Here is a 25,557-nt window from a genome sequence, read left to right as displayed (position 1 = left end):
GGTCTTTATCAAAGACCCGTAGCAGCAAGCGACAAGCACCGGAGCACAATGCTTGATCCTGCTGCTATGGGGTCTGACTGACCCGGGTGCAGGAAGGTTCCCACAAAAGACAAATCAGTTTCAGAGACCCGGGTGCTTGTCGCGGGCAGCGTTGCGCAACGCTGCAATCACACAGGGCTCCAGCCGACCTTCGGCGATCAGGATGTCGCGATGCAAGCCATCGACCACATCCGTCAGTTGGCGCTTGTCGCTCAGCTGCGCCCGATTGAATTCGCGTTCCACCATGATGGCACCACTGCCGTTCTTCAGTGTCACCAGGCATTCACCCTGCAGACCGCGAGGGGTCAGCGTCACCTGATACGGGCTCAGAGCCTCACCGAGCAATAGACTGATACTTTCCATCTCGATCTCCACTCAATAGTCCGAAAACACAGTGCCTGGGGCGTGTCCACAGTAAATGACCACCGGCCCGAGAAGAAAGTTCTGCATGTCGGCGGCCTCTCCCGGAGCGTCACCTGCCTGACGGAGCATGCAGGGTGAAGATGACAGAAAAATAACCAATGGCTTCAGACTGTGACCGGACGTCGGGGCGACGACAGATAGCTGTCGAGCAGATTGCGCATCAGCACGGCCGAAACCGGTGTGTGCAGGCGTCCCAGGAGCTTCATCCCTTCATCGCCGAGCAAAGGTTCCAGGTCGGCCTGTACGCTGGGCGCCACCACCCCCAACAGAATCAGCGCCCGCGCCTCTTGCCGGGTCACCAGATGCCTGATCAGTGCCACCCCCTCGCCGCCCTTGAGTTGCGGATTGCAGATGGCGATATCGACAGTCCCGCGGCGCACCAGCGAACGTTTTGCCGCGCTCAGCGAAGGCGCGGTCAACACGTCATAGATACCGATGGCGTTGAGCATCTGGTGCAACGCCATCAACTGGAACGGGTTGGGTTCGAGAAGCAGGATTTTGAGCGAGCGCATTGGACGACCTCTGGAACGACAATCGCGGTTTCTCGCCGCAGTGGTTTGTCACTCTAGGGCAGTCGTCCTAAGCCTCCCATCAGAAAAGTAGCCACGCTTTATAGGACATTTCCCAACTTCACTGCGGACAACGACACCCGCTCTCGGTCCGCCGCTGGGTGATATCCGTCCAGCCACCCAATAAACCGCGCAGTTTTCCATCGACACCGTAAAAAGGCACCGTCCATTGATAGATGTGCCGGGAGCCACTCCTGAACAACAACTGTCGTTTGCTGAAGCGCGTCTTGCGTGTGCGCAGTTGCACCATGAACTCGTCATGCAGCATCAGTGAGGTGGCTGGCGGAAGCGCATCGAATTCATACAGCGTCCGTCCTTGCACTTGCTCGAAACGGACGCCCAGTGCTTCTTCATAGCTGCGGTTGCACATGATCAAGCGTCCCTGCAGATCACGCACGAACACGGGATCGGGCATCGCATCGATCAGTGCATGCTGAAAGGCCAGTTGATCGCCCAAGCCCTTTTCGGCCTCCCGGCGCTGTTTTATCTCGGTAGCAAGCCGACGATTCCAAAACAGCGAAAGCAGGCCCAATACCCCGAGCGCCCCCATCGCCCAGCATCCCCACTTGATCAGCCGCGCCACGAACGACGGTGCAGGTGCAGGTGAAATACCGTCCAGCCACTTCAGGCGCATGGCCCGCAACTCGGCGGCCGAAAAAGCACCGAGGGCCTTGTTGAGAATGCTCAGCAACTCAGGCAGGCCTTTGCGCACCGCCAGATGATCCGCCTCCCACTTGCCCTCGACCAGACCACCGACCTTGAGCAAGCCTGATGGAAACAGCTGTGCACCGATCTCGTTTTCAATCGTGGCGTAAGCCTCGCCACTCTCCACCAGCGCCCGGGCCTCGGCGTAGGTCTTGACCGAACGAATTTCGATCAACGGGTGGTCGCGCCGGATACTGTCCTCCAGCGCATGCCTGGCCGGCAACACCAGGACCCGTTTCTCCAGCTCGTCAAGCGACTGCACCGCCGGCAAACCTGCCCGCCCGACGAACACCCACCCCGCTCCTCCGAAGGCATGGCTGAAATCGAGGAACTGCCTGCGCTCCTCGTTCATGGCCAGTGTCGTACTCATGTCGGCGACGCCGCTTTCCAGGCGTTCCAGCATGTGGTTGGTGGAGAACGATTCCTGATGCACGAACTGCAAACCGGTCATGGCGCTGATGTGCTTGAGCACATCGTTGTTCAAGCCACTCCACTGACCGTGTTCGTCCTGAAACAGATACAACGGATATTGCACCGAGGCGACTGTCACCCTGGGGTTTTCACGAATCCACTGTCGCTCTTGCGCGTCCAGCTCGATGGGCTGGATATTCAACTCCATCCCTTCTGAATGCATCGTCAGATGAGCTGCCTCGGTCAATTGCAGAAACCCCGATAGCCCCAACAAAAACAACCAGCTCAGCGCTGGCCTCAATCCTGAATAAAACCGCATTGCCACATCCTTCGTCATCGACTCGCCCGTCCTTCGTGGGCGAAACCCGAGCAGTGTGGCATGCAAAAACAAGAAAGCCCGTCAGGAGACGGGCTTCAAAATGTGACAGCTTTCAGGGCTTAAAGCGGCTTGCCGCGATTGCCATGCTGGCTGACAAAGGCCTGCACGGCTTTCAGCTCGTTTGCCAAAACTGTGCAGCGCTCTTCTCTCTCAAACAAATCAGAAAGATGTGCAGGTAGCTCGAGAGCTTTTCCTACACCGGCTTTTTCCACGGCATCCGGGAATTTGACCGGATGCGCCGTGCCCAGGATCACCATCGGGATATCCAGGCTGCGACGGCATTCGCGTGCGGCTTTCACACCGATGGCCGTGTGCGGATCGAGCACCTCACCGGTCTGTTCGAAGACTTCGGCGATGGTTTCGCAGGTTTGCGCATCATCCACGGCCAGCGAGTCGAACAGTTTGCGCGCCTCGGTCCAGCGTTCCTGTTCAACGCTGAAACCGCCGCCCTGCTTGAACGAATCCATCAGACCGGCAATCGCCGCACCGTTGCGACCGTGCAGGTCGAACAGCAGGCGTTCGAAGTTCGACGAGACCATGATGTCCATCGACGGCGACAGGGTGGCGTGCAGGGTTTCCTTGACGTACTGGTTGCCGCTCATGAAGCGGTGCAGGATGTCGTTGCGGTTGGTGGCGACGATCAACTGGTTGATCGGCAGACCCATGTTGCGCGCCAGGTAACCGGCGAAGATGTCGCCGAAGTTGCCGGTCGGCACCGAGAACGACACCGAACGTGCCGGGCCGCCCAATTGCAGCGCTGCGTGGAAGTAGTAAACGATCTGGGCCATGATCCGCGCCCAGTTGATCGAATTCACCGCCACCAGACGCGTGCCCTTGAGGAAGCTCTGGTCAGCGAAGCTGGCCTTGACCATTTCCTGGCAGTCGTCGAAGTTGCCTTCGATGGCGATGTTGTGGATGTTCTCACCGAGGATGGTGGTCATCTGCCGACGCTGCACTTCGGACACACGGTTGTGCGGGTGCAGGATGAAGATGTCGACGTTTTCGCAATGCTTGCAGCCTTCGATGGCGGCCGAACCGGTGTCACCGGAGGTGGCGCCGACGATCACCACGCGCTCGCCGCGCTTTTCCAGCACGTAGTCGAGCAAACGACCGAGCAGTTGCAGGGCGAAGTCCTTGAACGCCAGGGTCGGGCCGTGGAACAGCTCCAGCACCCATTCGTTGCCGTTCAACTGACGCAGCGGCGCCACGGCGTTGTGCGAGAACACACCGTAGGTTTCTTCGAGGATCTTTTTGAAATCGGCGTCCGGAATGCTGCCGGTGACGAACGGGCGCATCACCCGGAAGGCCAGCTCGTGATACGGCAGGCCGGCCCAGGAAGCGATTTCTTCCTGGGTGAAACGTGGCAGGTTTTCCGGGACGTACAGACCGCCGTCGGTGGCGAGACCGGCCAGCAGGACGTCTTCGAAATTAAGGGCCGGTGCCTGGCCGCGGGTACTGATGTAACGCATGACTGACTCCAATGGACAGTGTTCGCAACACAGGGCCCGCAGGCGGGCCCTGTGAAGGAGATCAACTTAGTTCAAGTGCTCGACGCGGATCCGCACAACCGGACCGACCACGCCCGCCAGGGCTTCGAGGGCGGCGATCGCATCGTTGATGTGCTGTTCCAGCACGCGGTGGGTCAGCAGGATCATCGGCACCAGGCCGTCGTGTTCCTCGACTTCCTTCTGCATGATCGACTCGATGTTGATGCCGCGCTCCGACAGGATGCTCGCCACCTGAGCGAGTACGCCCGGATGGTCCTTGGCCTGAATGCGCAGGTAGTAGGCGCTTTCGCAGGCTTCGATCGGCAGGATCGGGTGGGCCGACAGCGAGTCCGGCTGGAAGGCCAGGTGCGGCACGCGGTTTTCCGGGTCGGAGGTCATGGCGCGAACCACGTCCACCAGATCCGCGATCACCGACGAAGCGGTCGGCTCCATGCCGGCGCCAGCGCCGTAGAACAGGGTCGAACCGGCAGCGTCACCGTTGACCATCACCGCGTTCATCACGCCGTTGACGTTGGCGATCAGGCGATCGGCCGGGATCAGCGTCGGGTGTACGCGCAACTCGATACCCGCGGCGGTGCTGCGTGCCACGCCCAGGTGCTTGATGCGGTAGCCCAGCGCTTCGGCGTAGTTCACGTCGGCGGTGGTCAGCTTGGTGATGCCTTCGGTGTAAGCCTTGTCGAACTGCAACGGAATACCGAACGCGATCGAAGCCAGGATCGTCAGCTTGTGCGCCGCGTCGATGCCTTCGACGTCGAACGTCGGATCGGCTTCGGCGTAGCCCAGCGCTTGCGCCTCGGCCAGCACGTCTTCGAAGGTGCGACCCTTCTCGCGCATTTCGGTGAGGATGAAGTTGCCGGTGCCGTTGATGATCCCGGCGACCCAGTTGATGCGGTTGGCGGACAGGCCTTCACGGATCGCCTTGATCACCGGAATGCCACCGGCTACCGCCGCTTCAAATGCCACGATCACGCCTTTCTCGCGTGCCTTGGCGAAAATTTCATTACCGTGAACGGCAATCAGAGCCTTGTTCGCGGTGACCACATGCTTGCCATTCTCGATGGCCTTGAGTACCAGCTCGCGGGCAACGGTGTAGCCGCCCATCAGCTCTATGACGATGTCGATCTCAGGGTTCGTGGCCACTTCGAAGACATCGTTGGTAATCGCAATACCGGTCGTCTGGAACTGAGGCTTTGGCGTGCGCATGGCAATTTGTGCCACTTCGATTCCACGCCCGGCACGACGAGCAATTTCCTCGGCGTTGCGCTGAAGTACGTTGAAGGTACCGCCACCGACGGTCCCTAACCCACAGATGCCTACTTTGACCGGTTTCACTGTGAACTCCCCATAAAACGGCCGACGCGAGGCCGGCCGTGAAAACAACCGCGCAATCGCGGCTCTCTATTGATGGCCCGGCCATGTTGCCGCCGGACCACGCTCGTCAGCGCCTGAGCGTGACGATGCGAATTACTTCGCGCCCAGCGCCAGTTTGGCGACTTGTGGCGCAGGCTGGTAGCCCGGAATGACTTGTCCGTCAGCCAATACGATGGCCGGTGTGCCGTTCACGCCGATCGACTGACCGAGGGCGAACTGCTTGGAAACCGGGTTCTCGCACTTGGCAGCCTTGATTTCCTTGCCATCGACCATCTTGTCCATGGCCGCTTTCTTGTCTTTCGAGCACCACACGGCTTGCAGTTGCTCGTCACCCGGCGAACCCAGGCCCTGGCGCGGGAACGCCACGTAACGCACTTCGATGCCGCGCTTGTTCAGCTCCGGCACTTCGGCGTGCAGCTTGTGGCAGTACGGGCAAGTGGTGTCGGTGAAAACGGTGATGTGCGACTTGGTTTCGCCCACGGCCGGGTAAACCACGGTCTCGGCCACCGGGATCGCATTGATCAGTTTGGAAATGCCCAGGCGCTCGGTCTTCTCGGTCAGGTTGACCGGTTTGCCGTCCTTGAGCTGGAACATGTAGCCCTGAACGATGTACTGGCCGTCGGCGCTGGCGTAGAGCACGCGGCTGCCCTTGAGCTTGACTTCGTACAGGCCCGGCAGCGGGCTGGCGGTGATGGTGTCCACCGGCACGTCGAGCTGGAGGTTTTCCAGGCTCTGGCGGATGGCTTTGTCGGCCGCATCATCGGCGACGGCAAAGGTGCTGACCAACGCAATGGCTGCGGCGGCGAAAATCTGGGTCAGACGCATGAGAACTCCTGAAGGCGGACAAATGGAACGTTCAGAACGCCCGTGCCGGAACACCGGGTCATAACCGTCCATCGTGCAAACCGGCAAAGCCTACCACATAAGGTTCGCGTGACCGAATGCGCCTGTCGCAAGACAAACTGCGCTCAGCCTCGAGGGTGATGCTTGGCATGCAGATCCTGCAACCGCGCCCGGGCGACGTGAGTGTAGATCTGCGTGGTCGACAGGTCGCTGTGGCCCAACAACATCTGCACCACCCGCAAGTCGGCGCCATGGTTGAGCAAGTGCGTGGCGAAAGCGTGACGCAGCGTGTGGGGCGACAGCGATTTGCCGATACCGGCGACCTTGGCCTGATGCTTGATACGGTGCCAGAAGGTCTGGCGAGTCATCTGCTCGCCGCGCTGGCTGGGAAACAGCACATCGCTGGGGCGTCCGCCCAGCAACTCGCCGCGACCATCGCGCAGGTAACGCTCGACCCAGACAATCGCTTCCTCGCCCATCGGTACAAGGCGCTCTTTACTGCCCTTGCCCATTACCCTCAATACGCCCTGACGCAGGTTGACCTGCTCCAGGGTCAGACTGATCAGCTCGGTTACCCGCAAGCCGCAGGCGTAAAGGACTTCAAGCATGGCGCGGTCACGCTGGCCGATGGCTTCGCTCAAGTCTGGCGCCCTCAGCAACGCTTCAACGTCGGCTTCTGACAGGGATTTGGGCAACGGCCGACCGAGTTGCGGCATGTCGACGCGCAAGGTCGGATCGACCGAGATCAGTTTTTCCCGCAACAGGTAGCGATAAAAGCCACGTACACCCGAGAGGAATCGCGCGGTAGAACGGGGTTTGTAGTTCTGTTCCAGGCGCCAGGCCAGGTGATCGAGGATCAATTCACGACCGGCGTTGATCAGATCGAGATTTTTCTCCTGCAACCAGCCGTTGAACAGTGCGAGATCACTGCGATAGGCGTCGCGGGTGTTGTCGGAAAGACCTTTTTCCAACCATAGGGCGTCGAGAAACTGGTCAATCAGCGGGTGGTCGATGGCGGGCATAAAAGCTCAGGCAAGGCAGAGATGGCGGACAGTCTTTCATAGCCCGCCCGTACACGGAACCTTCAGGCGGCAAAACCAGGCAGAACCGGTACCGGACGCTTGTCGTCGTCAATCGCGACGAAGCTGAACTGCCCGTGAATCGCTTTTTCGCGCCCGTCGCAGCTCATGCTTTCAACGAACACTTCCACCTCGACCTTGAGGCTGGTGTTGCCGACCTTGATCACCCGCCCGACCAGTTCGACGATGGAACCTGCCGGGATCGCGTGGTTGAAATCGATACGGTCGGTCGACACGGTCACCAGTGGCAAGCGACAGAAACGCGTAGCGGTGATGAAGGACACTTCGTCCATCCAGGCCAGCGCCGTGCCGCCGAACAGGGTGTTGTGATGGTTGGTGGTCGGCGGGAAAACCGCCTTGGTCACGCGGGTCACCGAGAGTTCGGTGCGGCGTTCGATTTCTTGCTCACGAGATGTCATGGATACGGCCTGAAGCAATAGTGCTGTGGATAAATTGCGGACAACAAAAAAGCAGCCCGTAGGCTGCTTTTTTCTGCATCGGAAGCTGGACTTAAGCCAGTTTTTCCTTGATGCGAGCTGCTTTACCCGACAGGTCGCGCAGGTAGTACAGCTTGGCTTTACGTACGTCACCGCGACGTTTAACAGCCATGCTGTCGATCTGCGGGGAGTAGGTCTGGAAAGTACGTTCTACGCCAACACCGTTGGAGATTTTACGAACGGTGAACGCACTGTTCACGCCGCGGTTACGCTTGGCGATTACAACGCCTTCGAACGCTTGCAGACGGGAACGATCGCCTTCCTTCACTTTCACCTGAACGACAATGGTGTCGCCCGGGGCAAAGGTAGGGATTTCTTTGGTCATCTGCTCTGCTTCGAGTGCAAGGATGATTTTGTTGGTCATGCTGTGCTCCTAAGGTAAATCGTCGGATTTACCATCGATACGTTGTTAACTATCGTCCCGCTCGCGGATGTATTCCTCGAGCAGCTTCTTCTCTTCTCCAGAAAGCGAGCGGCTTTCCAGAAGATCGGCGCGTCGTTCATAGGTCCGACCAAGGGACTGCTGTAAACGCCAACGCCGGATGTGCGCGTGGTTGCCACTCAGCAACACGTCGGGTACACGCTGATCCGCATACACCTCAGGTCGGGTGTAGTGCGGGCAATCCAGCAGACCATCCGTAAAGGAATCTTCCTCGGCGGAGTCCGCATGCCCTAAAGCTCCAGGCAGCAGTCGTGTAACCGCATCGATCAGGACCATGGCCGGCAGCTCGCCGCCAGACAGTACATAGTCGCCAATCGACCACTCTTCATCGACATGAGCTTCAATAAAACGCTCGTCAATGCCTTCATAGCGACCGGCAATCAGGATCAGTGCATCCGATTTCGCCAGTTCGCGTACCGCCGACTGAGTCAGTTGACGGCCTTGGGGGGACAGGTAAATCACCTTCGCCGCCTCCCCGGCTGCTGCCTTGGCCTGAACCAGAGCATCTTCCAGGGGCTTGATCTTCATCACCATGCCCGGACCACCGCCAAACGGGCGATCGTCCACAGTGTGATGCCGATCCGTCGTGTAATCCCGCGGATTCCAACAGGTCAGCTGCAAGAGCCCCTGTTTGACCGCACGACTGGTGATGCCGTAGTCGCCAATGGCGGAAAACATCTCGGGAAACAAACTGATCACTTCTACGCGCAAGTTAGCCACGCTTAGAAGTCCGCGTCCCAATCCACCTTCATCTCGCCCGCTGCGAGGTCGACGGCCAACACGCATTGCTCCGTATAGGGCAACAGGCGTTCGCGATCATCCAGGCTGCCAGCGCAAGGCTTGACTACCATTACATCATTGGCGCCGGTTTCCAGAAGATGATCGATTTTCCCGAGCAATTGCCCAAGCGTGTCGATGACCTTCAGACCTTCCAGCTGGTACCAGTAGTACTCGCCTTCGGTCAATTCAGCGAACAGGTTGCGCGGCACGCAGATCTCATAACCGGCCAGAAGACGAGCTTCTTCACGATCATCAAGACCCTTGAGCTTTGCGACCAGGAACTTGTCGCTCCCGCGTCCACTGACCAGCTCGACCTGTTTGACATTGCCTTCGCGCTTGAGCGTCCAGGTTTTGTACTGCAACAGGTTTTCAGTCGGATCAGTAAAGGAATAAACCTTCACTTCGCCGCGAACGCCGTGAACAGAGTAAATTTTGCCAATAACGATCAAATCATCGGCAATAGCAGGCGTCGCGTTCATATTGCTCAGGCCGCAGCCTTAGCCGATTCCTTCAGCAACTGAGCAACACGCTCAGAAGGCTGTGCACCAACGCTCAGCCAGTAGGCAACGCGCTCTTGGTTCACGGACAGACGGATTTCCTGACCACGGGCAACAGGGTTGAAGAAACCAACCTGTTCTTTGTGGGAACCGTCACGCGGGTTGCGGGAGTCGGTTACGGTCAGGTGGTAAAACGGGCGCTTTTTGGAGCCGCCAAGGGCAAGACGGATTGTTAGCATGTGAACATCGTTCCTGTAGTCGGTGCTGCAAATCTAAATGCACAGCGGGCATGGGTGCCCGAAAGGCCGCATATTCTAAGGAATATCCGGACTTTTGCAAATGACTTTTTCCGGCGCCTATGGCAGGCCGTGCAGATTTGCATATAGGGCCGTCTTTTAAAACGGCCGGTCAGCTCCCGCCGAGTGCGGGTTTGCTGTTGATCCTGCGTCCTTGCAGGGTCTGCGCCGGTGCGACGACCGGCGAAGTCTTTACATCTTTGGCATGCCGCCGCCGGGCAACATTCCGCCCATGCCGCGCATCATTTTCGCCATTCCGCCCTTGGCGGAGAATTTCTTCATCATCTTCTGCATCTGCTTGTGCTGCTTGATCAAGCGACCGATGTCCTGCACCTGAGTGCCGGAACCCATGGCGATCCGGCGCTTGCGCGAACCGCTGATCAGCTCAGGGTCGCGGCGCTCGGCCGGGGTCATGGAATTGATGATGGCTTCCATCTGTTTGAATTGCTTCTCTGCGGCGTTCTGGGCATTGCCCATCTGCGACAGGTTCACACCACCGATGCTCGGCAGTTTGTCCATGAGGCCGCCGAGACCGCCCATGTTCTTCATCTGTTGCAGCTGATCGCGGAAGTCTTCGAGGTCGAAGCCCTTGCCCTTCTTCAGCTTCTTGGCCAGTTTGTCGGCCTTGTCCTTGTCGAGGGTCGCTTCAGCCTGTTCGATCAGGCTGAGCACGTCGCCCATGCCGAGGATCCGCGAAGCGATACGCTCCGGGTGGAACGGCTCGAGGGCTTCGGTCTTCTCGCCCATACCGATGAACTTGATCGGTTTGCCGGTGATGGCACGAACGGACAGCGCGGCACCGCCACGGGCATCACCGTCGACCTTGGTCAGGATCACACCGGTCAGCGGCAGAGCGTCGCCGAAGGCCTTGGCCGTGTTGGCGGCGTCCTGACCGGTCATGGCGTCGACCACGAACAGGGTTTCGACCGGGTTGATCGCGGCGTGCAGCGCCTTGATCTCGCCCATCATCTCTTCGTCGATGTGCAGACGACCGGCGGTATCGACGATGACCACGTCGATGAATTTCAGTTTTGCTTCTTTAATAGCCGCGTTGGCGATGTCGACCGGCTTCTGGCTCAGGTCGGACGGGAAGAACGTCACGCCGATGTCGTTGGCCAGGGTTTCCAGCTGTTTGATCGCCGCAGGACGATAGACGTCCGCCGACACGACCATGACCGACTTCTTCTTGCGCTCTTTAAGGAAGCGCGCCAGCTTGCCGGCGGTAGTGGTTTTACCGGCACCCTGCAGACCGGCCATCAATACGACGGCTGGCGGCACGGCACTCAGGTTCAAATCTTCGTTGGCCGCGCCCATCAGGCTTTCGAGCTCGGCCTGGACGATCTTCACGAACGCCTGGCCCGGCGTCAGGCTGCGCGACACCTCGGTGCCGACAGCGCGCTCCTTGACCGAATTGACGAAGTCCTTGACCACCGGCAGGGCGACGTCGGCTTCGAGCAACGCCATGCGCACTTCGCGCAGGGTGTCTTTGATGTTGTCTTCGGTCAGCTTCGCCTTGCCAGTGACATGGCGCAGCGTCTGCGAGAGACGGTCGGTTAAGTTTTCAAACATTGCGCGATCCTTTCAGGCCCTGTGTAGACCGGGATAATGGCGGCCCAGACCGGAATCAACATGTGCTCGGCGAGCCTGCGGCGTGGGCAGGTCGCGGATTATAGCGAAGACTGCGTCTGGCGGACACCTCGCTGTCAGCTTGCTGAGTCTTTCGTGCCATGGCGGTTCTATGCCAAACTCAGCGCCTTTCGGGCTTGCCTAACAGGATTTATGCTCCCCTTGTCACCGAGTTTGCTGACCACCCTCGCCGCCGCCCTTCTATATGCCGCTGCGACCCTCTATCAGGGCACCCGCCTGGCCACTGGCGCCAAGGCCAACAAGCGCCTGCTGGTCACGCTCGGCGTGCTCGCCGTGCTGGCCCACAGTGCCAGCCTGCTGACTCACCTGCTGACGCCGATCGGTCTGGGCCTGGACTTCTTCAGCGCTTCGAGCCTGATTGCCGCGGCAGTCATTGCCCTGACCCTGCTGGCCTGTTCGCGGATCCCGGTGGAAAACCTGCTGGTCCTGCTGTTCCCGCTGGGTGCGATCACCGTGTTGCTGGCGCAGTTCGCACCCACCGGCACCGTGCAGATCATCGACGAAGAGCCGGGCATCCTCGCGCATATCCTGCTGTCGATCCTCGCCTACGGCATGTTCACCATCGCCGTGTTCCAGGCGTTGCTGCTGCTGGTGCAGGATCACCAGCTCAAGAACAAGCACCCGTCCGGGCTGATCAAGAACTTCCCGCCGCTGCAAACCATGGAAAGCCTGCTGTTCGGCTTCCTCTGGGCCGGCTGGACGCTGCTGTCGCTGTCGCTGATTTCCGGCTGGCTGTTCGTCGAAAACCTGTTTGCCCAGCACCTGGTGCACAAGACCCTGCTGGCCTGCCTGGCCTGGGTCGTGTTCAGCGTGCTGTTGTGGGGCCGCAACCGCCTGGGCTGGCGCGGCCACAAAGCGATCCGCTGGACCCTCGCCGGTTTCTGCCTGCTGATGTTGGCGTATTTCGGCAGCAAACTGGTCCGTGAATACATCCTGCACATCTGACGGGCGGCATAAATGGACGGTTTGCCCATAGGGCCGATGCTCGCGGTATTTGTCCTGCTGATTCTCTGGTCGGGATTGTTTACCGCCATCGAAGTGGCGCAACAGCATCTGCTGGCGCAACGCACCGCGTCGCGCGCCAGTGACAAACCACTGGCAAAACTCAGCTTCCCGCTCGACAGCCTGATCCTGTGCAACACCCTGTGCCGCGCTCTCGCCGTGGTGCTTGCCACGCTACTGGCGATTTTCCTCTGTGAAGAGAACGGTCCCTGGGCAGCCTGCCTGGGCGCCAGCGCCGTATTGCTGGTATTTGCCGACTATTTCCCGCGCACCCTCGCCCAACGTTATCCGGACGCCGTGCTGTCATTCGGCAATTCGTTGCTGGCTGTTCCGCTGAAAGTGATCTATCCGCTCGCATGGCTGCTGAGCAGCATCAGTGGTTTGCTGTTGCGTCCGCTGGTGCGCAAGCCTCAGGTCGTGCAGCAGAGCGAAGACGACGTCCCCGCTGATCGCCATGACGACCCGGAGCACTCGTCTCGCCCGCACCCGGTTTCCGGCATCCATGCGCTGGACAACATCACGGTCAACGACATCCTGGTGCCTCGCAGTGACGTCGACGGCATCAATCTTGATGACCCGATCGAAGAGATCATCGAGCAATTGCGCCACAACAAGCGCACGCGCCTGCCGGTTTTCCACAGCGACATCAACCAGGTCGAGGCCGTCCTCAACACCCGGCAGATCCGCCACTTGCTGGACAATCACGCCCTGACCCGCGAAGCGCTCCTCGCCGCCAGCTACGAGCCGTATTTCGTCCCAGAAAGCACGCCTCTGCAACTGCAGTTGCTGAACTTCCACAAGCAGCAGCGGCGCCTGGGCATGGTGGTGGACGAGTACGGCGAAGTGTTGGGGATCGTCACCCTGGAAGACATTCTCGAAGAAATCGTTGGCGAATTCGAAAGCGAGCACAGCCTCGACAACCCGCATATTCATCCGCAGGCCGATGGTCGCATGGTGATCGACGGCGCCGCCTCGATCCGCGAGCTGAACAAATGCCTGGGCTGGCACCTGCCCAGCGACGGCCCCCGGACTCTCAACGGTCTGGTGACAGAAGCTCTGGAAACCATCCCGGAAAGCGCGGTCTGCCTGAAGATCGGGCGCTATCGCCTGGAGATCCTCGAAACCGAGGAGAACCGCGTAAGCAAAGTGCTCATCTGGCACACCAGCTCGGCACCGGCACTCACACCCGTCCGCTAGCTCGCCCCTTGTTCAATCGTTAGCCACCTTCCTATAATCGGGGCGCTTACCCAAGCCCCGCCGAACCGCGTGCTTACCCCGCACCCGACTGGTTCCGGCCGGTTCATCGCCGCTTTCCGCATCACACCGACGACTGTTCCTACTCGAAACAGCGCTCGTGCCTCATCCCACATCCCTGGGTGTTCGACCATAATAATTCGCTCCAACGGAGCTCATGACTGTCAGGGATCACCGCATGACGACCAGTACCGCTTACAGCGACACCGCGCCTGCCCAACCGACCAACTCCGCCACCCGCGTGGCTACCGCGAGTTTCATCGGCACGGCCATCGAGTTCTACGATTTTTACGTCTACGCCACTGCTGCTGCACTGGTGATCGGGCCGGTATTCTTTCCGCAGACATCCGGCACTGCGCAGATGCTCTCGGCATTCCTCACTTTCGGTATCGCTTTCCTCGCCCGCCCGCTGGGTTCGGCACTGTTCGGCCACTTCGGCGACCGTATCGGACGCAAATCAACACTGGTGGCTTCCCTGCTGCTGATGGGTGTCTGCACCACGCTGATCGGCGTGCTGCCGGGTTACGACAGCATCGGGGCGTGGGCGCCGATCCTGTTGTGTGTGCTGCGCTTCGGCCAGGGCCTGGGATTGGGTGGTGAATGGGGCGGGGCGGCGCTGCTGGCGACCGAAAACGCACCGAAAGGCAAACGCGCGTGGTTCGGCATGTTCCCGCAGTTGGGCCCTTCGATCGGTTTTCTGGCGGCCAACGGCCTGTTCCTGACCCTGGCCATGACGCTCAATGACGAACAGTTCCGCAGTTGGGGCTGGCGGATTCCGTTCCTGCTCAGCGCGGTGCTGGTGATGGTCGGGCTGTATGTGCGCCTCAAACTTCACGAAACGCCAGTGTTCGCCAACGCCATTGCCCGTCAGGAGCGGGTGAAAGTGCCGCTGGTCGAGCTGTTCAGCCAATACTGGGCACCGACGTTGCTGGGCGCTGCCGCCATGGTGGTGTGCTACGCGCTGTTCTACATCTCGACGGTGTTTTCCCTGAGCTACGGCGTGTCGACGCTGGGCTACAGCCGCGAGACATTCCTCGGGCTGCTGTGCTTCGCAGTGCTGTTCATGGCGGCCGCCACGCCGTTGTCTGCCTGGGCAAGCGATCGTTACGGGCGCAAACCGGTGCTGATCGTCGGTGGGGTGCTGGCAGTTCTTTCCGGGTTTCTGATGGAGCCGTTGCTGACTCAGGGCTCGACCTGGGGCGTGGCGCTGTTCCTGTGCATCGAGCTGTTCCTGATGGGTGTGACGTTCGCCCCGATGGGCGCGCTGCTGCCGGAACTGTTTCCGACGCACGTCCGCTATACCGGCGCATCGGCGGCCTACAACCTCGGCGGGATTGTCGGGGCCTCGGCGGCACCGTTCTTCGCGCAGAAACTGGTGGCGATGGGTGGTTTGAGTTATGTCGGCGGGTATGTGTCTGCGGCCGCGGTGCTCAGCTTGATCGCTGTGCTGTGCCTGAAGGAGACGCGCCATAACGACCTGAATCAGGTGTCGTAAGCGCAATGATCGCTCCCGCACAGGCGGGAGCGATCAGATAGCGAGATTACAGCTCTACAACGACTGCCTGAGAAGCACGGGTCGCCTTGGCACGAGCGGCCTCGATCGACTCGTCACGCGCCAGGGCCACGCCCATGCGACGCTGGCCATTGACCTCAGGCTTGCCGAACAGACGCAGCGCGGTATCCGGCTCGCTCAGTGCAGCGCCGAGGTTGGCGAATGCGGTCTGGGTCGACTGACCTTCCACCAGAATCACCGCCGAAGCCGATGGGCCGAACTGACGGATCAGCGGTACAGGCAGGCCGAGGATCGCCCGGGCGTGCAGGGCGAACTGCGACAGGTCCTGGGAAATCAGGGTCACCAGACCGGTGTCGTGCGGGCGCGGCGACACTTCACTGAACCACACCTGATCGCCCTTGATGAACAATTCGACGCCAAACAGGCCACGACCACCCAAGGCTTCAGTTACCGCTTTGGCAACGCGCTCGGATTCAGCCAGTGCAATCGGGCTCATGGCCTGTGGCTGCCAGGATTCCTGGTAGTCGCCTTTCTCCTGACGGTGGCCGACCGGCGCACAGAACGTGGTGCCACCGATATGACGAACGGTCAGCAGGGTGATTTCGTAGTCGAAATCGATGAAACCTTCGATGATCACCCGACCTTTGCCAGCGCGACCGCCCTCTTGCGCGTAATCCCAGGCTTTCTGCACGTCATCGACGCTGCGCAGCAGGCTCTGGCCCTTGCCCGACGAACTCATCACCGGTTTGACGACGCACGGGAAACCCAGGTCTTCAACGGCTTTGCTGTAGTCCTCGAAGGTATCGGCGAAGTGGTACGGCGAAGTCGGCAGATCCAGCTCTTCGGCGGCCAGACGACGGATGCCTTCGCGGTTCATGGTCAGTTGAGCGGCGCGAGCAGTCGGGATCACGGTGAAACCTTCAGCTTCCAGCTCGACCAGGGTAGCGGTGGCGATGGCTTCGATTTCCGGCACGATGAAGTGCGGCTTCTCGGCTTCGATCACCGCACGCAGGGCTGCGCCATCGAGCATGTTGATCACGTGGCTGCGATGAGCAACCTGCATGGCCGGCGCATTGGCGTAACGGTCAACGGCGATCACTTCAACGCCCAGGCGTTGCAGCTCGATCACCACTTCCTTGCCCAACTCACCACAGCCACACAGCAATACGCGGGTCGCGGTCGGCGACAATGGAGTTCCGATACGGGTCATCTCAGGTCCTCAAAGAAGCGGATCATCGAGGAAAGCAACGCCAGACGCGCTTTCCATGGGGAGAAAGCGCGGCATTTTACATGAACCTGAGGGTTTGGCTTCAGCCGGCGACAGCCTGTTTACGCTCGCGCCAAGCCATGATCAGCCAGACGGCGGTGACACCGACGAACTTCGAGGCCAGAGCAGTGATGATCACCGGTGGCGTCAGCAGGTCGATCATGCCGAAAAAGATGAAGGTATCGAGGGGAATGCTCAGCGCCGAACTGATCCACAGGCGGTCACGCAACGGCCGCTTGGTGACGGTGAACACCAGCCAGTCGATGCACTCGGACACCGCGAACGCCGTGGCGCTGGCCAGCGCAATCGATGGATCGGAGGTGACATAGGACAGCACCAGCGCCGCCAGCATCGCCGCAATCGCACCGTGGCCGAACCGGATCTGCACCATGTCGCGCAACACGAACACCAGCCCGCCCCAGGCCGACCAGATGATGTCCAGGTGCGGCGCGGTGGAGAAGGCGAAATTGATCAGCACGACACTGCTGATGTAAGCGATGAGGAAAATCATGGGCGTGACCTGTCAATTTGGCGCACAGGTTACTTCAGCCCTTCGAGGACGCCAATCAAATCGGCTATTGCCCAGGCGTTTTGCCGATCATCCAGACCAGCCCACTAGACTTCGCCCGCTCATGACACAACCCCAGCACCGCCCGCCGCTCGTCGTTGGTCATCCGGCTCCAGCGGGTGATTTCCTCGACCGTTCGCTGGCAACCGGTGCAAATGTCATCGTCATCCAACGCGCAAATATTCACGCAGGGCGAGGCCACCGGCCGCTCAACCGTATTCATTCTTCCTGCTCGACCAGATCGCGCGCATAGCGCTGCGAGTTATGTACATAGTGGGCGGCGCTGGCTTCGAGCATCTTCTTCTGTTGTTCGGTCAACTCACGCACCACTTTGCCCGGCGAGCCCATCACCAGCGAACCGTCGGGAATTTCCTTGCCTTCGCCAATCAGCGAATTGGCGCCGATGATGCAGTTTTTACCGATTTTCGCGCCGTTGAGAATGACCGCGTTGATGCCGATCAGGCTGTAGTCGCCGACCGTGCAGCCGTGGAGCATGGCGTTGTGGCCGATGGTCACGCCGGTGCCGATGGTCAGCGGGTAGCCCATGTCGGTGTGCATCACGGTGCCGTCCTGCACGTTGCTGTTCTTGCCGATCAGGATCAGTTCGTTGTCGCCGCGCAACACGGCGTTGAACCAGACGTTGGCGCCCTCTTCCAGTCTGACCTTGCCCACCAGCACGGCATTGGGGGCGACCCAGCTCTGCGGATGGGTCTCGACACGGGCGTCGCCCAGGCGGTATTTCATCTTGTTTTCCTCAGGGCTCACGATGGCTGGCCATTCGAACGATGGCTTCAGGTGTTGATAAAGCTTTTGGGCGGCTGATGCAGGCTGATTTTGGCGTCATAGAGCAGGTTGATCAACTCGACGATCATGATCGCCGTCAGCCCCCAGATCTTGTATTCGCCATAACGATAGCTCGGCACGTACCAACTGCGACCCTGATAGTCGATGCGATGGGTGTGTTCGCGCGGATCCTTGCGGAAGAATTCCAGCGGCACACTGAACACCGCAGCGATCTCGGCATCATTGGCCTGGTATTCGACGAAATCGGGAATCACCCCGACATACGGTGTGACCTTGATGCCATGCAGGGAGATCAATGGGCTGAGCGGGCCGATCACTTCGACCAGGCCGGGCGGCAGGCCGATTTCTTCTTCGGCTTCACGCAGCGCGGTAAAGATCAGGTCCGGATCCTCCGGATCCCGTCGACCGCCGGGAAAAGCGACTTCGCCACCGTGGGTCGAGAGCCCGCTGGCGCGCAAGGTCAGGACAAGCTCGGGTTCGTCACTGCGAGTAATCGGCACCAGGACGGCGGCCTCGGGGAAACGCGTATCGGTCTCCAGCGTGCGCGGCGTGTGATTGCTTACCCGGTGCAGTAGCTCGTCCAGCATAAGTGTTCTCGATCTGTGCCTTGCCCTGCATCATGCACCAATCAATGCGACCGCCCAAGCCCCGAACAAGGGTCATGTCGCGAAACGACAACTTGCCGACTGACACCGCTGCACGCCAAGATAGGCGCAGCATTCAGGAACCCCAGCATGAAATTTTGCAGCCAGTGCGGCAACCCGGTGACCCAGCGCATTCCCGAAGGCGACTCGCGGCTGCGATTTGTCTGCGACAGCTGTCAGACCATTCACTACCAGAACCCCAATATCGTGGCCGGATGCGTGGCGACCTGGGGCAGCAAAGTCCTGCTCTGCCGCCGTGCCATCGAGCCGCGCCTCGGTTACTGGACGCTGCCCGCCGGCTTCATGGAGAACGGCGAGACCATCGAGCAGGCCGCCATCCGCGAAACCGCCGAGGAAGCCTGCGCCCGGGTGCGTAACCTGAGCATCTACACCCTGATCGACGTGCCGCACATCAGTCAGGTGCATGTGTTCTTTCGCGCAGAGCTGGCGGACCTGGACTTTTCCGCCGGCCCCGAGAGCCTCGAAGTGCAACTGTTCGACGAAGCGCAGATTCCATGGGACGAGCTGGCTTTCCGCACAGTGGGCCGTACCTTAGAATGCTTCTTCGCTGACCGCCGCACCGAGACTTACCCGGTGCGCTCGGAATCGATCCCGCCGCTCGCTCAACCGGCCATCACTTGATTTCAGCGCCAGCCGGCCGATAACCCGCGTGCGCAGCCCGCGACAGCGCCTGCATAAGATCTATAAATAAATTATCTGCATCACCTTCTGGGGAATCGTTTCAATGCGCTGGTTGCTTGCCCTGTTTTGCCTGTCGTTCGTCACCGTCTCCCAAGCGTCGTTCGTGACCACCGTGACGCCTTCGAACACCCCGCTCATCGAAAAAATACTGGTGCTCAAATCAGCTCATCAACTGCAGTTGATCGCCGATGGCAAGCCGCTCAAGAGCTATCGCATTTCCCTGGGCAAGGGCGCGAAAAAAGGGCCGAAACTGATTGAAGGCGACAAACGCACACCTGAAGGTTTCTATTGGATCGACTGGCGCAAGACCAGCGACAAATTCAACCTGTCGATGCACATCTCCTACCCGAACATCAGCGACTCCGCCCGCGCCCGGCGCGAAGGCGTCGAGCCTGGCGGCATGATCATGATCCACGGCACGCCGGATTCCGAAGACAACCCGGAAAACCTGTTCCACACCCTGGACTGGACCGACGGCTGCATCGCCATGCGCAACGTCGACATGCGCGAAGTCTGGAACCTGGTGCCAGACGGCACGATGATCGAAATCCGCCCCTGATTCTGTCACCAGGGCGCCTGCTCTCTCCGGGCCGCGAAGCGGCCCTTCCCTCTGACCATTGGTCGCCCGCAAAAAATAAATTCAAAAGATCGCAGCCTGCGGCAACGTCTGAACGGTGATACCACTTTCACCCGCCAGAACTGCCGCAGACTGCGATCTTTTGCATTCCAGAGCCCACCTCTAATACCACTTGAAACCACCCACCCTGAAACACCCGATTCCAAAGGACTACAGGCCTTTCCGCCGCGTTGACATGGTATGCAAGTGGTATTAGTTTTCGCCGAAACAGCGAGCGACAACAATCCAATATCAGCTCCGGAAATGCCTGTATGAATGATCTACACGCCCTGCGCCCTGACGACTCCCAGCCGACGCCGCTGTACCTGCAACTGGCGCGCAACCTGGAAGCCGCGATCCATGCCGGCCAGTGGAAAGCCGAACAGGCGATGCCGTCGGAGCGCAATCTCAGCGAAATGCTGGGGATTTCTCGGGTTACCGCCCGCAAGGCGCTGGAAGTCTTGCTCGATCAAGGATTGATCCGCCGCCTGCAAGGTTCCGGCACCTTCATCACCCCACGCCTTGAACAACCGCTGTCGCGCCTGTCGGGTTTCAGCGAAATGCTCCGTCTCAAGGGCTTCGTGCCCAGCTCGCAATGGCTCGAGCGGGAAATCACCCTGCCAACCCACGAAGAACTGATCCGCCTCGGCCTGTCGCCGAACGACAAGGTCGCGCGCATGAAACGCCTGCGCAAAGCCGACGACACGGTGATGGCCATCGAGATGAGCACCCTGCCCGCCTCGATCATGCCCAAGCCGCAGGTTGTGGGCGATTCGCTCTACGAACACCTCGACAGCATCGGCAAACCGATCGTGCGCGCCTTGCAGCACATCCAGGCGATCAACGCCTCGGACGAGTTCGCCGCGCTGGTCGGCATCGCCCCCGGCACCGCGATGCTGCTGATGACCCGGGTCGGCTACCTGGAAGACAACACGCCGATCGAAGTCACCGACACCTATTGCCGCAACGACTACTACGACTTTGTTGCAGAGCTTCGCCGCTGATCAGCAGCCAGGCCAAACGAGAGAAGCGAAATGTCCGAAGACAACATCCTTACCGCTGACGGCTGGATTCGCGGCCGGCTGATCCACGAACACGGCAGAGTCGTGTCCATCGAAGGCGTGCCTTGCGAGCCGGCGGACAACGACCTGCCTTATCTGCTGCCGGGCTTCATCGATCTGCACGTCCACGGCGGTGGCGGCAAGGACATCATGGAAGGCACCAGCGCCTTCGAGACCATCACCAAGACCCACGTGCGTTTCGGCACCACCTCGCTGCTGGCCACCACGATGACCGCGCCGAGTGCCGAGATCTCCAGCGTGCTCAAGGATGTCGGCGAATTCTGCGAGCAGCGTCCGAAAGGCGCCGCCCGGGTCCTCGGTGTTCACCTCGAAGGTCCGTACATCAATCCCGGCAAACTCGGCGCGCAACCGAACTTTGCCCACACCGCGCTGATGGCCGAAGTCGAAGAGTATCTGGCACTCGCGCCGATCCGTGTGATCACCATCGCCCCGGAAATCGCCGGCCACGACGGCTTGATTCGTGAACTGAGCCGCCGTGGCATCCGCATGCAGATCGGCCACACCCTCGGCAGTTACGAGGAAGGTGTCGCCGCCCTCGAAGCCGGCGCCACCAGTTTCACGCACTTGTACAACGCCATGAGCCCGCTGCATCACCGCGAACCGGGCATCGTCGGCGCCGCCCTCGCCCACGCCAAATTCGCCGAGTTGATCCCGGACTTGCTGCACGTGCACCCCGGTGCGATCCGCGTGGCCCTGCGCTCGATTCCTTGCCTGTATTGCGTCACCGATTCGACCGCCGCCGCCGGCATGCCCGACGGCGAGTACAAGCTCGGCAGCCACACCGTCACCAAATGCCTGGGCGGCGTGCGCCTGCCGGACGGCACGCTGGCCGGCAGCACCCTGACCATGGATCAGGCTTTGCGCAATCTGGTGAAGATCGGTCTGCCGATCGCCGAGGCCTCGCAACGTCTTTCGCAATTCCCCGCCGACTACCTCGGCATCACCGAACGCGGGCGCCTGCAACCGGGCGCCTGGGCCGACTGCGTGCGGCTGGATCGCTCACTCACACTGACCGCCGTCATGGTCGAAGGAGAAGACATTGACTTCAAAAATGCTTGAGGAGGCGCTGTCCTCGTTCGAGGCCGTGCAAGCCCAACTGCAACAGCTCGATGGCTCGATGATCGAGATCGCCGGGCGCCTGCGCCGTCAGCCGCCGCAAGTGGCGATGACCGTCGCCCGTGGCAGTTCCGATCATGCGGCGAGCTACTTCGCCTACCTGACCATGCAGCAACTGGGCATTCCGGTGGCGTCGCTGCCGATGTCGGTGGTGACCATGCAACAGGCGCCGTTGAAAGTCAGCGGTCAGGTCGCGTTCGCGTTTTCCCAGTCGGGCCAGAGCCCGGATCTGGTCAACAGCCTGCGTCTGCTGCGCAAGCGCGGTGCCCTGAGCGTGTCGATGGTCAACGCCGCCGACTCGCCGCTGGAGGCCGCGTGTGAATTCAGCCTGCCGCTGCTGGCCGGCACCGAAAGCAGCGTCGCCGCGACCAAGAGCTTCATTGCCACCCTCAGTGCCAGCGCCCGTCTGATCGCGCACTGGAAAGAAGACAGCGAATTGCTGGAAGCACACAACGCCTTGCCCGAAGGCTTGCGCGACGCCGCGCAACAGGACTGGAGCCTGGCCATCGACGCCCTGCGCGATTGCGAACGCCTGATGGTGATCGGCCGTGGTGCCGGTTTCGCCATCGCCCAGGAAGCCGCGCTGAAATTCAAGGAAACCTCGGCGATCCAGGCCGAAGCCTTCAGCAGCGCCGAAGTCCGTCATGGCCCGATGGCCCTGATCGACGAACACTATCCGCTGCTGGTGTTCGCCCCGCGCGGTGCCGAACAGGCCGGTCTGCTGAGCCTGGCGGCCGAAATGCGCCAACGCGGCGCCCGCGTGCTGCTGGCCGCACCGGATGACGTGAGCGAACGCGACCTGACCTTGAGCCGCGCGGAGCATCCGGCGCTCGACCCGATCCTGGCGATCCAGAGTTTCTACGTGATGGCGGCCGGTCTGGCCGTGGCCCGTGGCATGGACCCGGATCAGCCGCGACACCTGAGCAAAGTCACTCGTACGCACTGAGTCCGAACCGAACGTTTTCCTGATGAGACCGAGCCATGCACAACAACAATAAAGAGCTGACTTTAAGCGCCCCGCTCAGCGGCCCGGTGCTCACGCTCGCCAAAGTTCCGGACGCGGTGTTCGCCAGCGGCGCGATGGGCGACGGCATTGCCATCGATCCGCTGAACGACACCTTGTATTCGCCCTGCGCCGGGGTGGTGATCCACGTTGCCCGCACCGGCCACGCGCTGACCGTGCGTGCCGACAACGGCGCGGAAATCCTCCTGCACCTGGGACTCGACACGGTCGAGTTGCAGGGCGAAGGTTTCTCGATGCTGGTCAAGGAAGGCACTCGGGTCAGCAGTGGCCAGCCGTTGCTGCGCTATGACCTGGACAAGGTCGGCCGCCAGTGCAAAAGCCTGGTCAGCCTGCTGATCCTGACCAACAGCCAGGACTTTCAGGCGCGCCCCATCACCCTGAAAACGGTGAAGGTTGGCGAACCGCTGCTGCACATAGTTGCTCGTCACAGCACGGCGGCGAATGCAGAAGAAACCGGCGGCCCTGAAGTTCACGGTCACGTGCGGGTCGCCCATCGCGGTGGCCTGCATGCACGCCCGGCCGCGTTGATCCGCCAGACGGCGCAGGGTTTCAAGAGCCAGTCACAGCTGCATTTCGCCGGCAAGTCGGCGCCGTGCAACAGCCTCATCGGCTTGATGGGCCTGGCGATTAGCGAGCAGGACGAAGTGCAAGTCAGCTGCCAGGGCTCCGATGCGCAAGCGGCGCTGCAAGCCTTGCTCACGGCCTTGGCCACCGCTCTGCCCGACGATCATCACGCCACAGCACCGGTTGTTTCTGCACCACGCAATCGCCCGGCCGAGGCCGGCGTGTTGCACGGTGTGTGCGCCGCACCGGGTCTGGTCGGCGGGCCGCTGTTTCGCTTGAACGCGATCAGCCTGCCGGCGGACGCTGGCAATCATCAGCCCGAACACCAATTGCAGATCCTCGACGCGGCACTGAATCAGGTTCGCAGCGAAATCAACGGCACCCTCGCCCAGGCGAAAAAACAGCGTAATGCCGACGAAGAAGCGATCTTCGCCGCGCATCTGGCATTGCTGGAAGACCCAGCACTACTAGATGCCGCGCAGCAATCGATCGAAACCGGTACTGCGGCGACTCACGCCTGGAGTCAGTCGATCGATGTGCAATGCGAGGTGCTGCAGAACACCGGCAGCGCGCTATTGGCCGAACGTGCCAACGATCTGCGCGACTTGAAACAACGGGTGCTGCGTGCCCTGCTCGGCGAAGCCTGGCATTACGACGTGCCGGCCGGCGCCATCGTCGCCGCCCACGAACTGACGCCTTCGGACTTGCTGCAACTGAGCGCGCAAGGTGTCGCCGGGTTGTGCATGGCCGAAGGGGGCGCAACTTCCCACGTGGCGATTCTGGCCCGGGGCAAAGGCCTGCCGTGCATGGTCGCACTGGGCTCGGCTTTGCTGGATCAAGCGCAAGGCCAATCGGTGGTCCTCGATGCCGACGGCGGGCGCCTCGAACTGACGCCAAATGGCGAAAGACTGGCCGAAGTCCGGCAAGCCCAGATCGACCGCCAACAACGTCGCGAAGCCCAGCAAGCCCAAGCCCATCTGCCGGCGGAAACCCGCAACGGCGTGGCCATCGAAGTGGTCGCCAACGTCGCCTCCAGCCATGAAGCGGCCGATGCGTTTGCCAATGGCGCCGATGGCGTCGGCCTGTTGCGCACCGAGTTCCTGTTTGTCGATCGCCACACCGCGCCGGACGTCGAAGAACAGCGCACCGCCTACCAAGCGGTGATCGATGCCATGGGCGACAAGTCGGTGATCATCCGCACCATCGACGTCGGCGGCGACAAACAACTCGATTACCTGCCGCTGCCAGTGGAAGCCAACCCGGTGTTGGGTCTGCGCGGTATTCGTCTGGCTCAGGCCCGCCCGGAAATCCTCGATCAGCAACTGCGCGCCCTGCTGCAAGTCAGCCCGTTGCAACGCTGCCGGATCCTGCTGCCGATGGTCACCGAAGTCGACGAACTGCTGCACATCCGCCAACGGGTCGATGCGCTGTGCCTGGAACTGGGCATCAGCCTACGTCCGGAAATCGGCGTGATGATCGAAGTCCCGGCCGCCGCCTTGCAGGCCGAGCAACTGGCCGAGCACGCGGACTTCCTGTCCATCGGCACCAACGACCTGTCGCAATACACCCTGGCCATGGACCGCGACCACGCCGGCCTCGCCGCACGGGTCGATGCCTTGCACCCGGCACTGCTGCGCCTGATCGCCATGACCTGCGAAGGCGCGGCGGTGCATAAACGCTGGGTCGGCGTGTGCGGCGCCCTGGCTTCCGATCCGCTGGCGACGCCGGTGTTGATCGGCCTGGGCGTGACCGAACTGTCGGTGAGCCCGGTACAGATTAGTGAAATCAAGGATCGCGTGCGCCAGGTGCACGAAGCCGAATGCCAACGCCTCGCCCGGGACTTGCTCAAGCTGAGCAGCGCCGCCGCGGTGCGTCATGCCTGTCATCAACATTGGCCTCTGCGCTAACAAAAACA

The 25,557-nt window shown here is 60.9% G+C and carries 27 protein-coding genes; 9 read left to right on the top strand and 18 right to left on the bottom strand.

Annotation, left to right across the window (positions count from 1 at the left end):
- Positions 1-120: 120 nt before the first annotated feature.
- From AC1RMX_RS19125 to ffh, 13 genes are all read right to left on the bottom strand, one after another.
- Positions 121-402 carry a DUF3509 domain-containing protein gene (locus tag AC1RMX_RS19125; RefSeq protein ID WP_085729753.1) on the bottom strand — a complete coding sequence of 94 codons (282 nt, stop codon included), beginning with the start codon at positions 400-402 and terminating at the stop codon, positions 121-123.
- A gap of 164 nt (positions 403-566) precedes the next feature.
- On the bottom strand, positions 567-974 hold the full coding sequence (locus AC1RMX_RS19120) for a response regulator (RefSeq protein WP_493072725.1): 408 nt from the start codon (positions 972-974) through the stop codon (positions 567-569).
- Positions 975-1,092: 118 nt separating this feature from the next.
- Complete coding sequence (locus tag AC1RMX_RS19115) at positions 1,093-2,466, bottom strand: transporter substrate-binding domain-containing protein (RefSeq protein WP_493072724.1); 1,374 nt, start codon at positions 2,464-2,466, stop codon at positions 1,093-1,095.
- 119 nt (positions 2,467-2,585) lie between these two features.
- Positions 2,586-3,995: a threonine synthase gene (thrC, locus tag AC1RMX_RS19110; RefSeq protein WP_096819256.1), complete on the bottom strand. Its 1,410-nt coding sequence runs from the start codon at positions 3,993-3,995 to the stop codon at positions 2,586-2,588.
- A gap of 66 nt (positions 3,996-4,061) precedes the next feature.
- On the bottom strand, positions 4,062-5,366 hold the full coding sequence (locus AC1RMX_RS19105; protein ID WP_018926703.1) for a homoserine dehydrogenase: 1,305 nt from the start codon (positions 5,364-5,366) through the stop codon (positions 4,062-4,064).
- Between the two features lie 132 nt (positions 5,367-5,498).
- A complete protein-coding gene (dsbC, locus tag AC1RMX_RS19100) occupies positions 5,499-6,230 on the bottom strand; it encodes a bifunctional protein-disulfide isomerase/oxidoreductase DsbC (RefSeq protein ID WP_007954633.1) in 732 nt (243 codons plus the stop codon).
- A gap of 143 nt (positions 6,231-6,373) precedes the next feature.
- The gene (gene xerD / locus AC1RMX_RS19095; RefSeq protein WP_493072723.1) at positions 6,374-7,270 is read right to left on the bottom strand and encodes a site-specific tyrosine recombinase XerD; all 897 of its coding nucleotides are present in this window, start codon (positions 7,268-7,270) and stop codon (positions 6,374-6,376) included.
- Between the two features lie 62 nt (positions 7,271-7,332).
- Positions 7,333-7,746: an acyl-CoA thioesterase gene (locus tag AC1RMX_RS19090; RefSeq protein ID WP_114881518.1), complete on the bottom strand. Its 414-nt coding sequence runs from the start codon at positions 7,744-7,746 to the stop codon at positions 7,333-7,335.
- Positions 7,747-7,837: 91 nt separating this feature from the next.
- Positions 7,838-8,188, bottom strand: coding sequence for a 50S ribosomal protein L19 (gene rplS, locus AC1RMX_RS19085; protein ID WP_003175895.1), 351 nt, complete (start codon positions 8,186-8,188; stop codon positions 7,838-7,840).
- A gap of 45 nt (positions 8,189-8,233) precedes the next feature.
- The gene (trmD, locus tag AC1RMX_RS19080; protein WP_096819250.1) at positions 8,234-8,986 is read right to left on the bottom strand and encodes a tRNA (guanosine(37)-N1)-methyltransferase TrmD; all 753 of its coding nucleotides are present in this window, start codon (positions 8,984-8,986) and stop codon (positions 8,234-8,236) included.
- A gap of 2 nt (positions 8,987-8,988) precedes the next feature.
- On the bottom strand, positions 8,989-9,525 hold the full coding sequence (gene rimM, locus AC1RMX_RS19075) for a ribosome maturation factor RimM (RefSeq protein WP_102619530.1): 537 nt from the start codon (positions 9,523-9,525) through the stop codon (positions 8,989-8,991).
- A 5-nt stretch (positions 9,526-9,530) separates the two neighbouring features.
- The gene (gene rpsP / locus AC1RMX_RS19070) at positions 9,531-9,782 is read right to left on the bottom strand and encodes a 30S ribosomal protein S16 (RefSeq protein WP_003185073.1); all 252 of its coding nucleotides are present in this window, start codon (positions 9,780-9,782) and stop codon (positions 9,531-9,533) included.
- A 249-nt stretch (positions 9,783-10,031) separates the two neighbouring features.
- Entirely contained in the window at positions 10,032-11,408 is a 1,377-nt protein-coding gene (ffh, locus tag AC1RMX_RS19065; protein WP_096819246.1) for a signal recognition particle protein, read from the bottom strand.
- A 210-nt stretch (positions 11,409-11,618) separates the two neighbouring features.
- Here ffh and AC1RMX_RS19060 point away from each other — a divergent pair, with 210 nt between their 5' ends.
- The 3 genes from AC1RMX_RS19060 to AC1RMX_RS19050 all read left to right on the top strand — a co-directional run bounded on the left by AC1RMX_RS19060 (position 11,619) and on the right by AC1RMX_RS19050 (position 15,237).
- Positions 11,619-12,431, top strand: a complete 813-nt coding sequence (locus AC1RMX_RS19060) for a cytochrome C assembly family protein (protein ID WP_096819244.1) — start codon at positions 11,619-11,621, stop codon at positions 12,429-12,431.
- Between the two features lie 12 nt (positions 12,432-12,443).
- Positions 12,444-13,685, top strand: coding sequence for a transporter associated domain-containing protein (locus AC1RMX_RS19055; protein ID WP_096819242.1), 1,242 nt, complete (start codon positions 12,444-12,446; stop codon positions 13,683-13,685).
- A 235-nt stretch (positions 13,686-13,920) separates the two neighbouring features.
- On the top strand, positions 13,921-15,237 hold the full coding sequence (locus AC1RMX_RS19050) for an MFS transporter (protein ID WP_096819238.1): 1,317 nt from the start codon (positions 13,921-13,923) through the stop codon (positions 15,235-15,237).
- 46 nt (positions 15,238-15,283) lie between these two features.
- Here AC1RMX_RS19050 and purT read toward each other — a convergent pair whose 3' ends face one another.
- From purT to AC1RMX_RS19025, 5 genes are all read right to left on the bottom strand, one after another.
- Complete coding sequence (purT, locus tag AC1RMX_RS19045; protein ID WP_102619525.1) at positions 15,284-16,465, bottom strand: formate-dependent phosphoribosylglycinamide formyltransferase; 1,182 nt, start codon at positions 16,463-16,465, stop codon at positions 15,284-15,286.
- A 100-nt stretch (positions 16,466-16,565) separates the two neighbouring features.
- Entirely contained in the window at positions 16,566-17,033 is a 468-nt protein-coding gene (locus AC1RMX_RS19040) for a preQ0 transporter (RefSeq protein ID WP_493072722.1), read from the bottom strand.
- Positions 17,034-17,097: 64 nt separating this feature from the next.
- The gene (locus AC1RMX_RS19035; protein ID WP_096819234.1) at positions 17,098-17,313 is read right to left on the bottom strand and encodes a DUF1289 domain-containing protein; all 216 of its coding nucleotides are present in this window, start codon (positions 17,311-17,313) and stop codon (positions 17,098-17,100) included.
- Positions 17,310-17,834, bottom strand: a complete 525-nt coding sequence (locus AC1RMX_RS19030; RefSeq protein ID WP_011332606.1) for a gamma carbonic anhydrase family protein — start codon at positions 17,832-17,834, stop codon at positions 17,310-17,312. The genes AC1RMX_RS19035 and AC1RMX_RS19030 overlap by 4 nt, the downstream gene beginning before the upstream one ends.
- Positions 17,835-17,881: 47 nt before the next feature.
- Entirely contained in the window at positions 17,882-18,481 is a 600-nt protein-coding gene (locus tag AC1RMX_RS19025) for a CoA pyrophosphatase (RefSeq protein ID WP_085608172.1), read from the bottom strand.
- Between the two features lie 147 nt (positions 18,482-18,628).
- On the opposite strand from AC1RMX_RS19025, the gene AC1RMX_RS19020 reads away from it, so the two are divergent.
- The 6 genes from AC1RMX_RS19020 to ptsP all read left to right on the top strand — a co-directional run bounded on the left by AC1RMX_RS19020 (position 18,629) and on the right by ptsP (position 25,549).
- Positions 18,629-19,180: an NUDIX hydrolase gene (locus AC1RMX_RS19020; protein ID WP_493072721.1), complete on the top strand. Its 552-nt coding sequence runs from the start codon at positions 18,629-18,631 to the stop codon at positions 19,178-19,180.
- 103 nt (positions 19,181-19,283) lie between these two features.
- Positions 19,284-19,799: a L,D-transpeptidase family protein gene (locus AC1RMX_RS19015; protein WP_096819231.1), complete on the top strand. Its 516-nt coding sequence runs from the start codon at positions 19,284-19,286 to the stop codon at positions 19,797-19,799.
- A gap of 329 nt (positions 19,800-20,128) precedes the next feature.
- On the top strand, positions 20,129-20,860 hold the full coding sequence (locus tag AC1RMX_RS19010; RefSeq protein ID WP_007954613.1) for a GntR family transcriptional regulator: 732 nt from the start codon (positions 20,129-20,131) through the stop codon (positions 20,858-20,860).
- Between the two features lie 30 nt (positions 20,861-20,890).
- On the top strand, positions 20,891-21,997 hold the full coding sequence (gene nagA / locus AC1RMX_RS19005) for an N-acetylglucosamine-6-phosphate deacetylase (protein WP_493072720.1): 1,107 nt from the start codon (positions 20,891-20,893) through the stop codon (positions 21,995-21,997).
- Positions 21,978-23,000: an SIS domain-containing protein gene (locus AC1RMX_RS19000; RefSeq protein ID WP_096819227.1), complete on the top strand. Its 1,023-nt coding sequence runs from the start codon at positions 21,978-21,980 to the stop codon at positions 22,998-23,000. Before nagA ends, AC1RMX_RS19000 begins: the two co-directional genes overlap by 20 nt.
- A 35-nt stretch (positions 23,001-23,035) precedes the next feature.
- Positions 23,036-25,549: a phosphoenolpyruvate--protein phosphotransferase gene (ptsP, locus tag AC1RMX_RS18995; RefSeq protein WP_493072719.1), complete on the top strand. Its 2,514-nt coding sequence runs from the start codon at positions 23,036-23,038 to the stop codon at positions 25,547-25,549.
- The last annotated feature ends 8 nt before the right edge of the window (positions 25,550-25,557 follow it).

Source organism: Pseudomonas sp. GW822-FHT03F04 (assembly GCF_058801405.1).
The sequence above is the reverse complement of the archived record's forward strand: the minus strand, read 5'-3'. Positions and strand labels throughout refer to the sequence as shown.

Bases quoted from the DNA above. Each gene is read 5' to 3' on its own strand.
- AC1RMX_RS19055 (WP_096819242.1), top strand. From the start codon at position 12,444: ATGGACGGTTTGCCCATAGGGCCGATGCTCGCGGTATTTGTCCTGCTG.
- AC1RMX_RS19060 (WP_096819244.1), top strand. From the start codon at position 11,619: ATGCTCCCCTTGTCACCGAGTTTGCTGACCACCCTCGCCGCCGCCCTT.
- rpsP (WP_003185073.1), bottom strand. From the start codon at position 9,782: ATGCTAACAATCCGTCTTGCCCTTGGCGGCTCCAAAAAGCGCCCGTTT.
- rimM (WP_102619530.1), bottom strand. From the start codon at position 9,525: ATGAACGCGACGCCTGCTATTGCCGATGATTTGATCGTTATTGGCAAA.
- xerD (WP_493072723.1), bottom strand. From the start codon at position 7,270: ATGCCCGCCATCGACCACCCGCTGATTGACCAGTTTCTCGACGCCCTA.
- AC1RMX_RS19115 (WP_493072724.1), bottom strand. From the start codon at position 2,466: ATGCGGTTTTATTCAGGATTGAGGCCAGCGCTGAGCTGGTTGTTTTTG.
- nagA (WP_493072720.1), top strand. From the start codon at position 20,891: ATGTCCGAAGACAACATCCTTACCGCTGACGGCTGGATTCGCGGCCGG.
- AC1RMX_RS19010 (WP_007954613.1), top strand. From the start codon at position 20,129: ATGAATGATCTACACGCCCTGCGCCCTGACGACTCCCAGCCGACGCCG.
- thrC (WP_096819256.1), bottom strand. From the start codon at position 3,995: ATGCGTTACATCAGTACCCGCGGCCAGGCACCGGCCCTTAATTTCGAA.
- ptsP (WP_493072719.1), top strand. From the start codon at position 23,036: ATGCACAACAACAATAAAGAGCTGACTTTAAGCGCCCCGCTCAGCGGC.
- purT (WP_102619525.1), bottom strand. From the start codon at position 16,465: ATGACCCGTATCGGAACTCCATTGTCGCCGACCGCGACCCGCGTATTG.
- dsbC (WP_007954633.1), bottom strand. From the start codon at position 6,230: ATGCGTCTGACCCAGATTTTCGCCGCCGCAGCCATTGCGTTGGTCAGC.
- AC1RMX_RS19050 (WP_096819238.1), top strand. From the start codon at position 13,921: ATGACGACCAGTACCGCTTACAGCGACACCGCGCCTGCCCAACCGACC.
- AC1RMX_RS19040 (WP_493072722.1), bottom strand. From the start codon at position 17,033: ATGATTTTCCTCATCGCTTACATCAGCAGTGTCGTGCTGATCAATTTC.
- AC1RMX_RS19030 (WP_011332606.1), bottom strand. From the start codon at position 17,834: ATGAAATACCGCCTGGGCGACGCCCGTGTCGAGACCCATCCGCAGAGC.
- ffh (WP_096819246.1), bottom strand. From the start codon at position 11,408: ATGTTTGAAAACTTAACCGACCGTCTCTCGCAGACGCTGCGCCATGTC.
- AC1RMX_RS19125 (WP_085729753.1), bottom strand. From the start codon at position 402: ATGGAAAGTATCAGTCTATTGCTCGGTGAGGCTCTGAGCCCGTATCAG.
- AC1RMX_RS19015 (WP_096819231.1), top strand. From the start codon at position 19,284: ATGCGCTGGTTGCTTGCCCTGTTTTGCCTGTCGTTCGTCACCGTCTCC.
- AC1RMX_RS19035 (WP_096819234.1), bottom strand. From the start codon at position 17,313: ATGAATACGGTTGAGCGGCCGGTGGCCTCGCCCTGCGTGAATATTTGC.
- rplS (WP_003175895.1), bottom strand. From the start codon at position 8,188: ATGACCAACAAAATCATCCTTGCACTCGAAGCAGAGCAGATGACCAAA.
- AC1RMX_RS19025 (WP_085608172.1), bottom strand. From the start codon at position 18,481: ATGCTGGACGAGCTACTGCACCGGGTAAGCAATCACACGCCGCGCACG.
- AC1RMX_RS19090 (WP_114881518.1), bottom strand. From the start codon at position 7,746: ATGACATCTCGTGAGCAAGAAATCGAACGCCGCACCGAACTCTCGGTG.
- AC1RMX_RS19020 (WP_493072721.1), top strand. From the start codon at position 18,629: ATGAAATTTTGCAGCCAGTGCGGCAACCCGGTGACCCAGCGCATTCCC.
- AC1RMX_RS19120 (WP_493072725.1), bottom strand. From the start codon at position 974: ATGCGCTCGCTCAAAATCCTGCTTCTCGAACCCAACCCGTTCCAGTTG.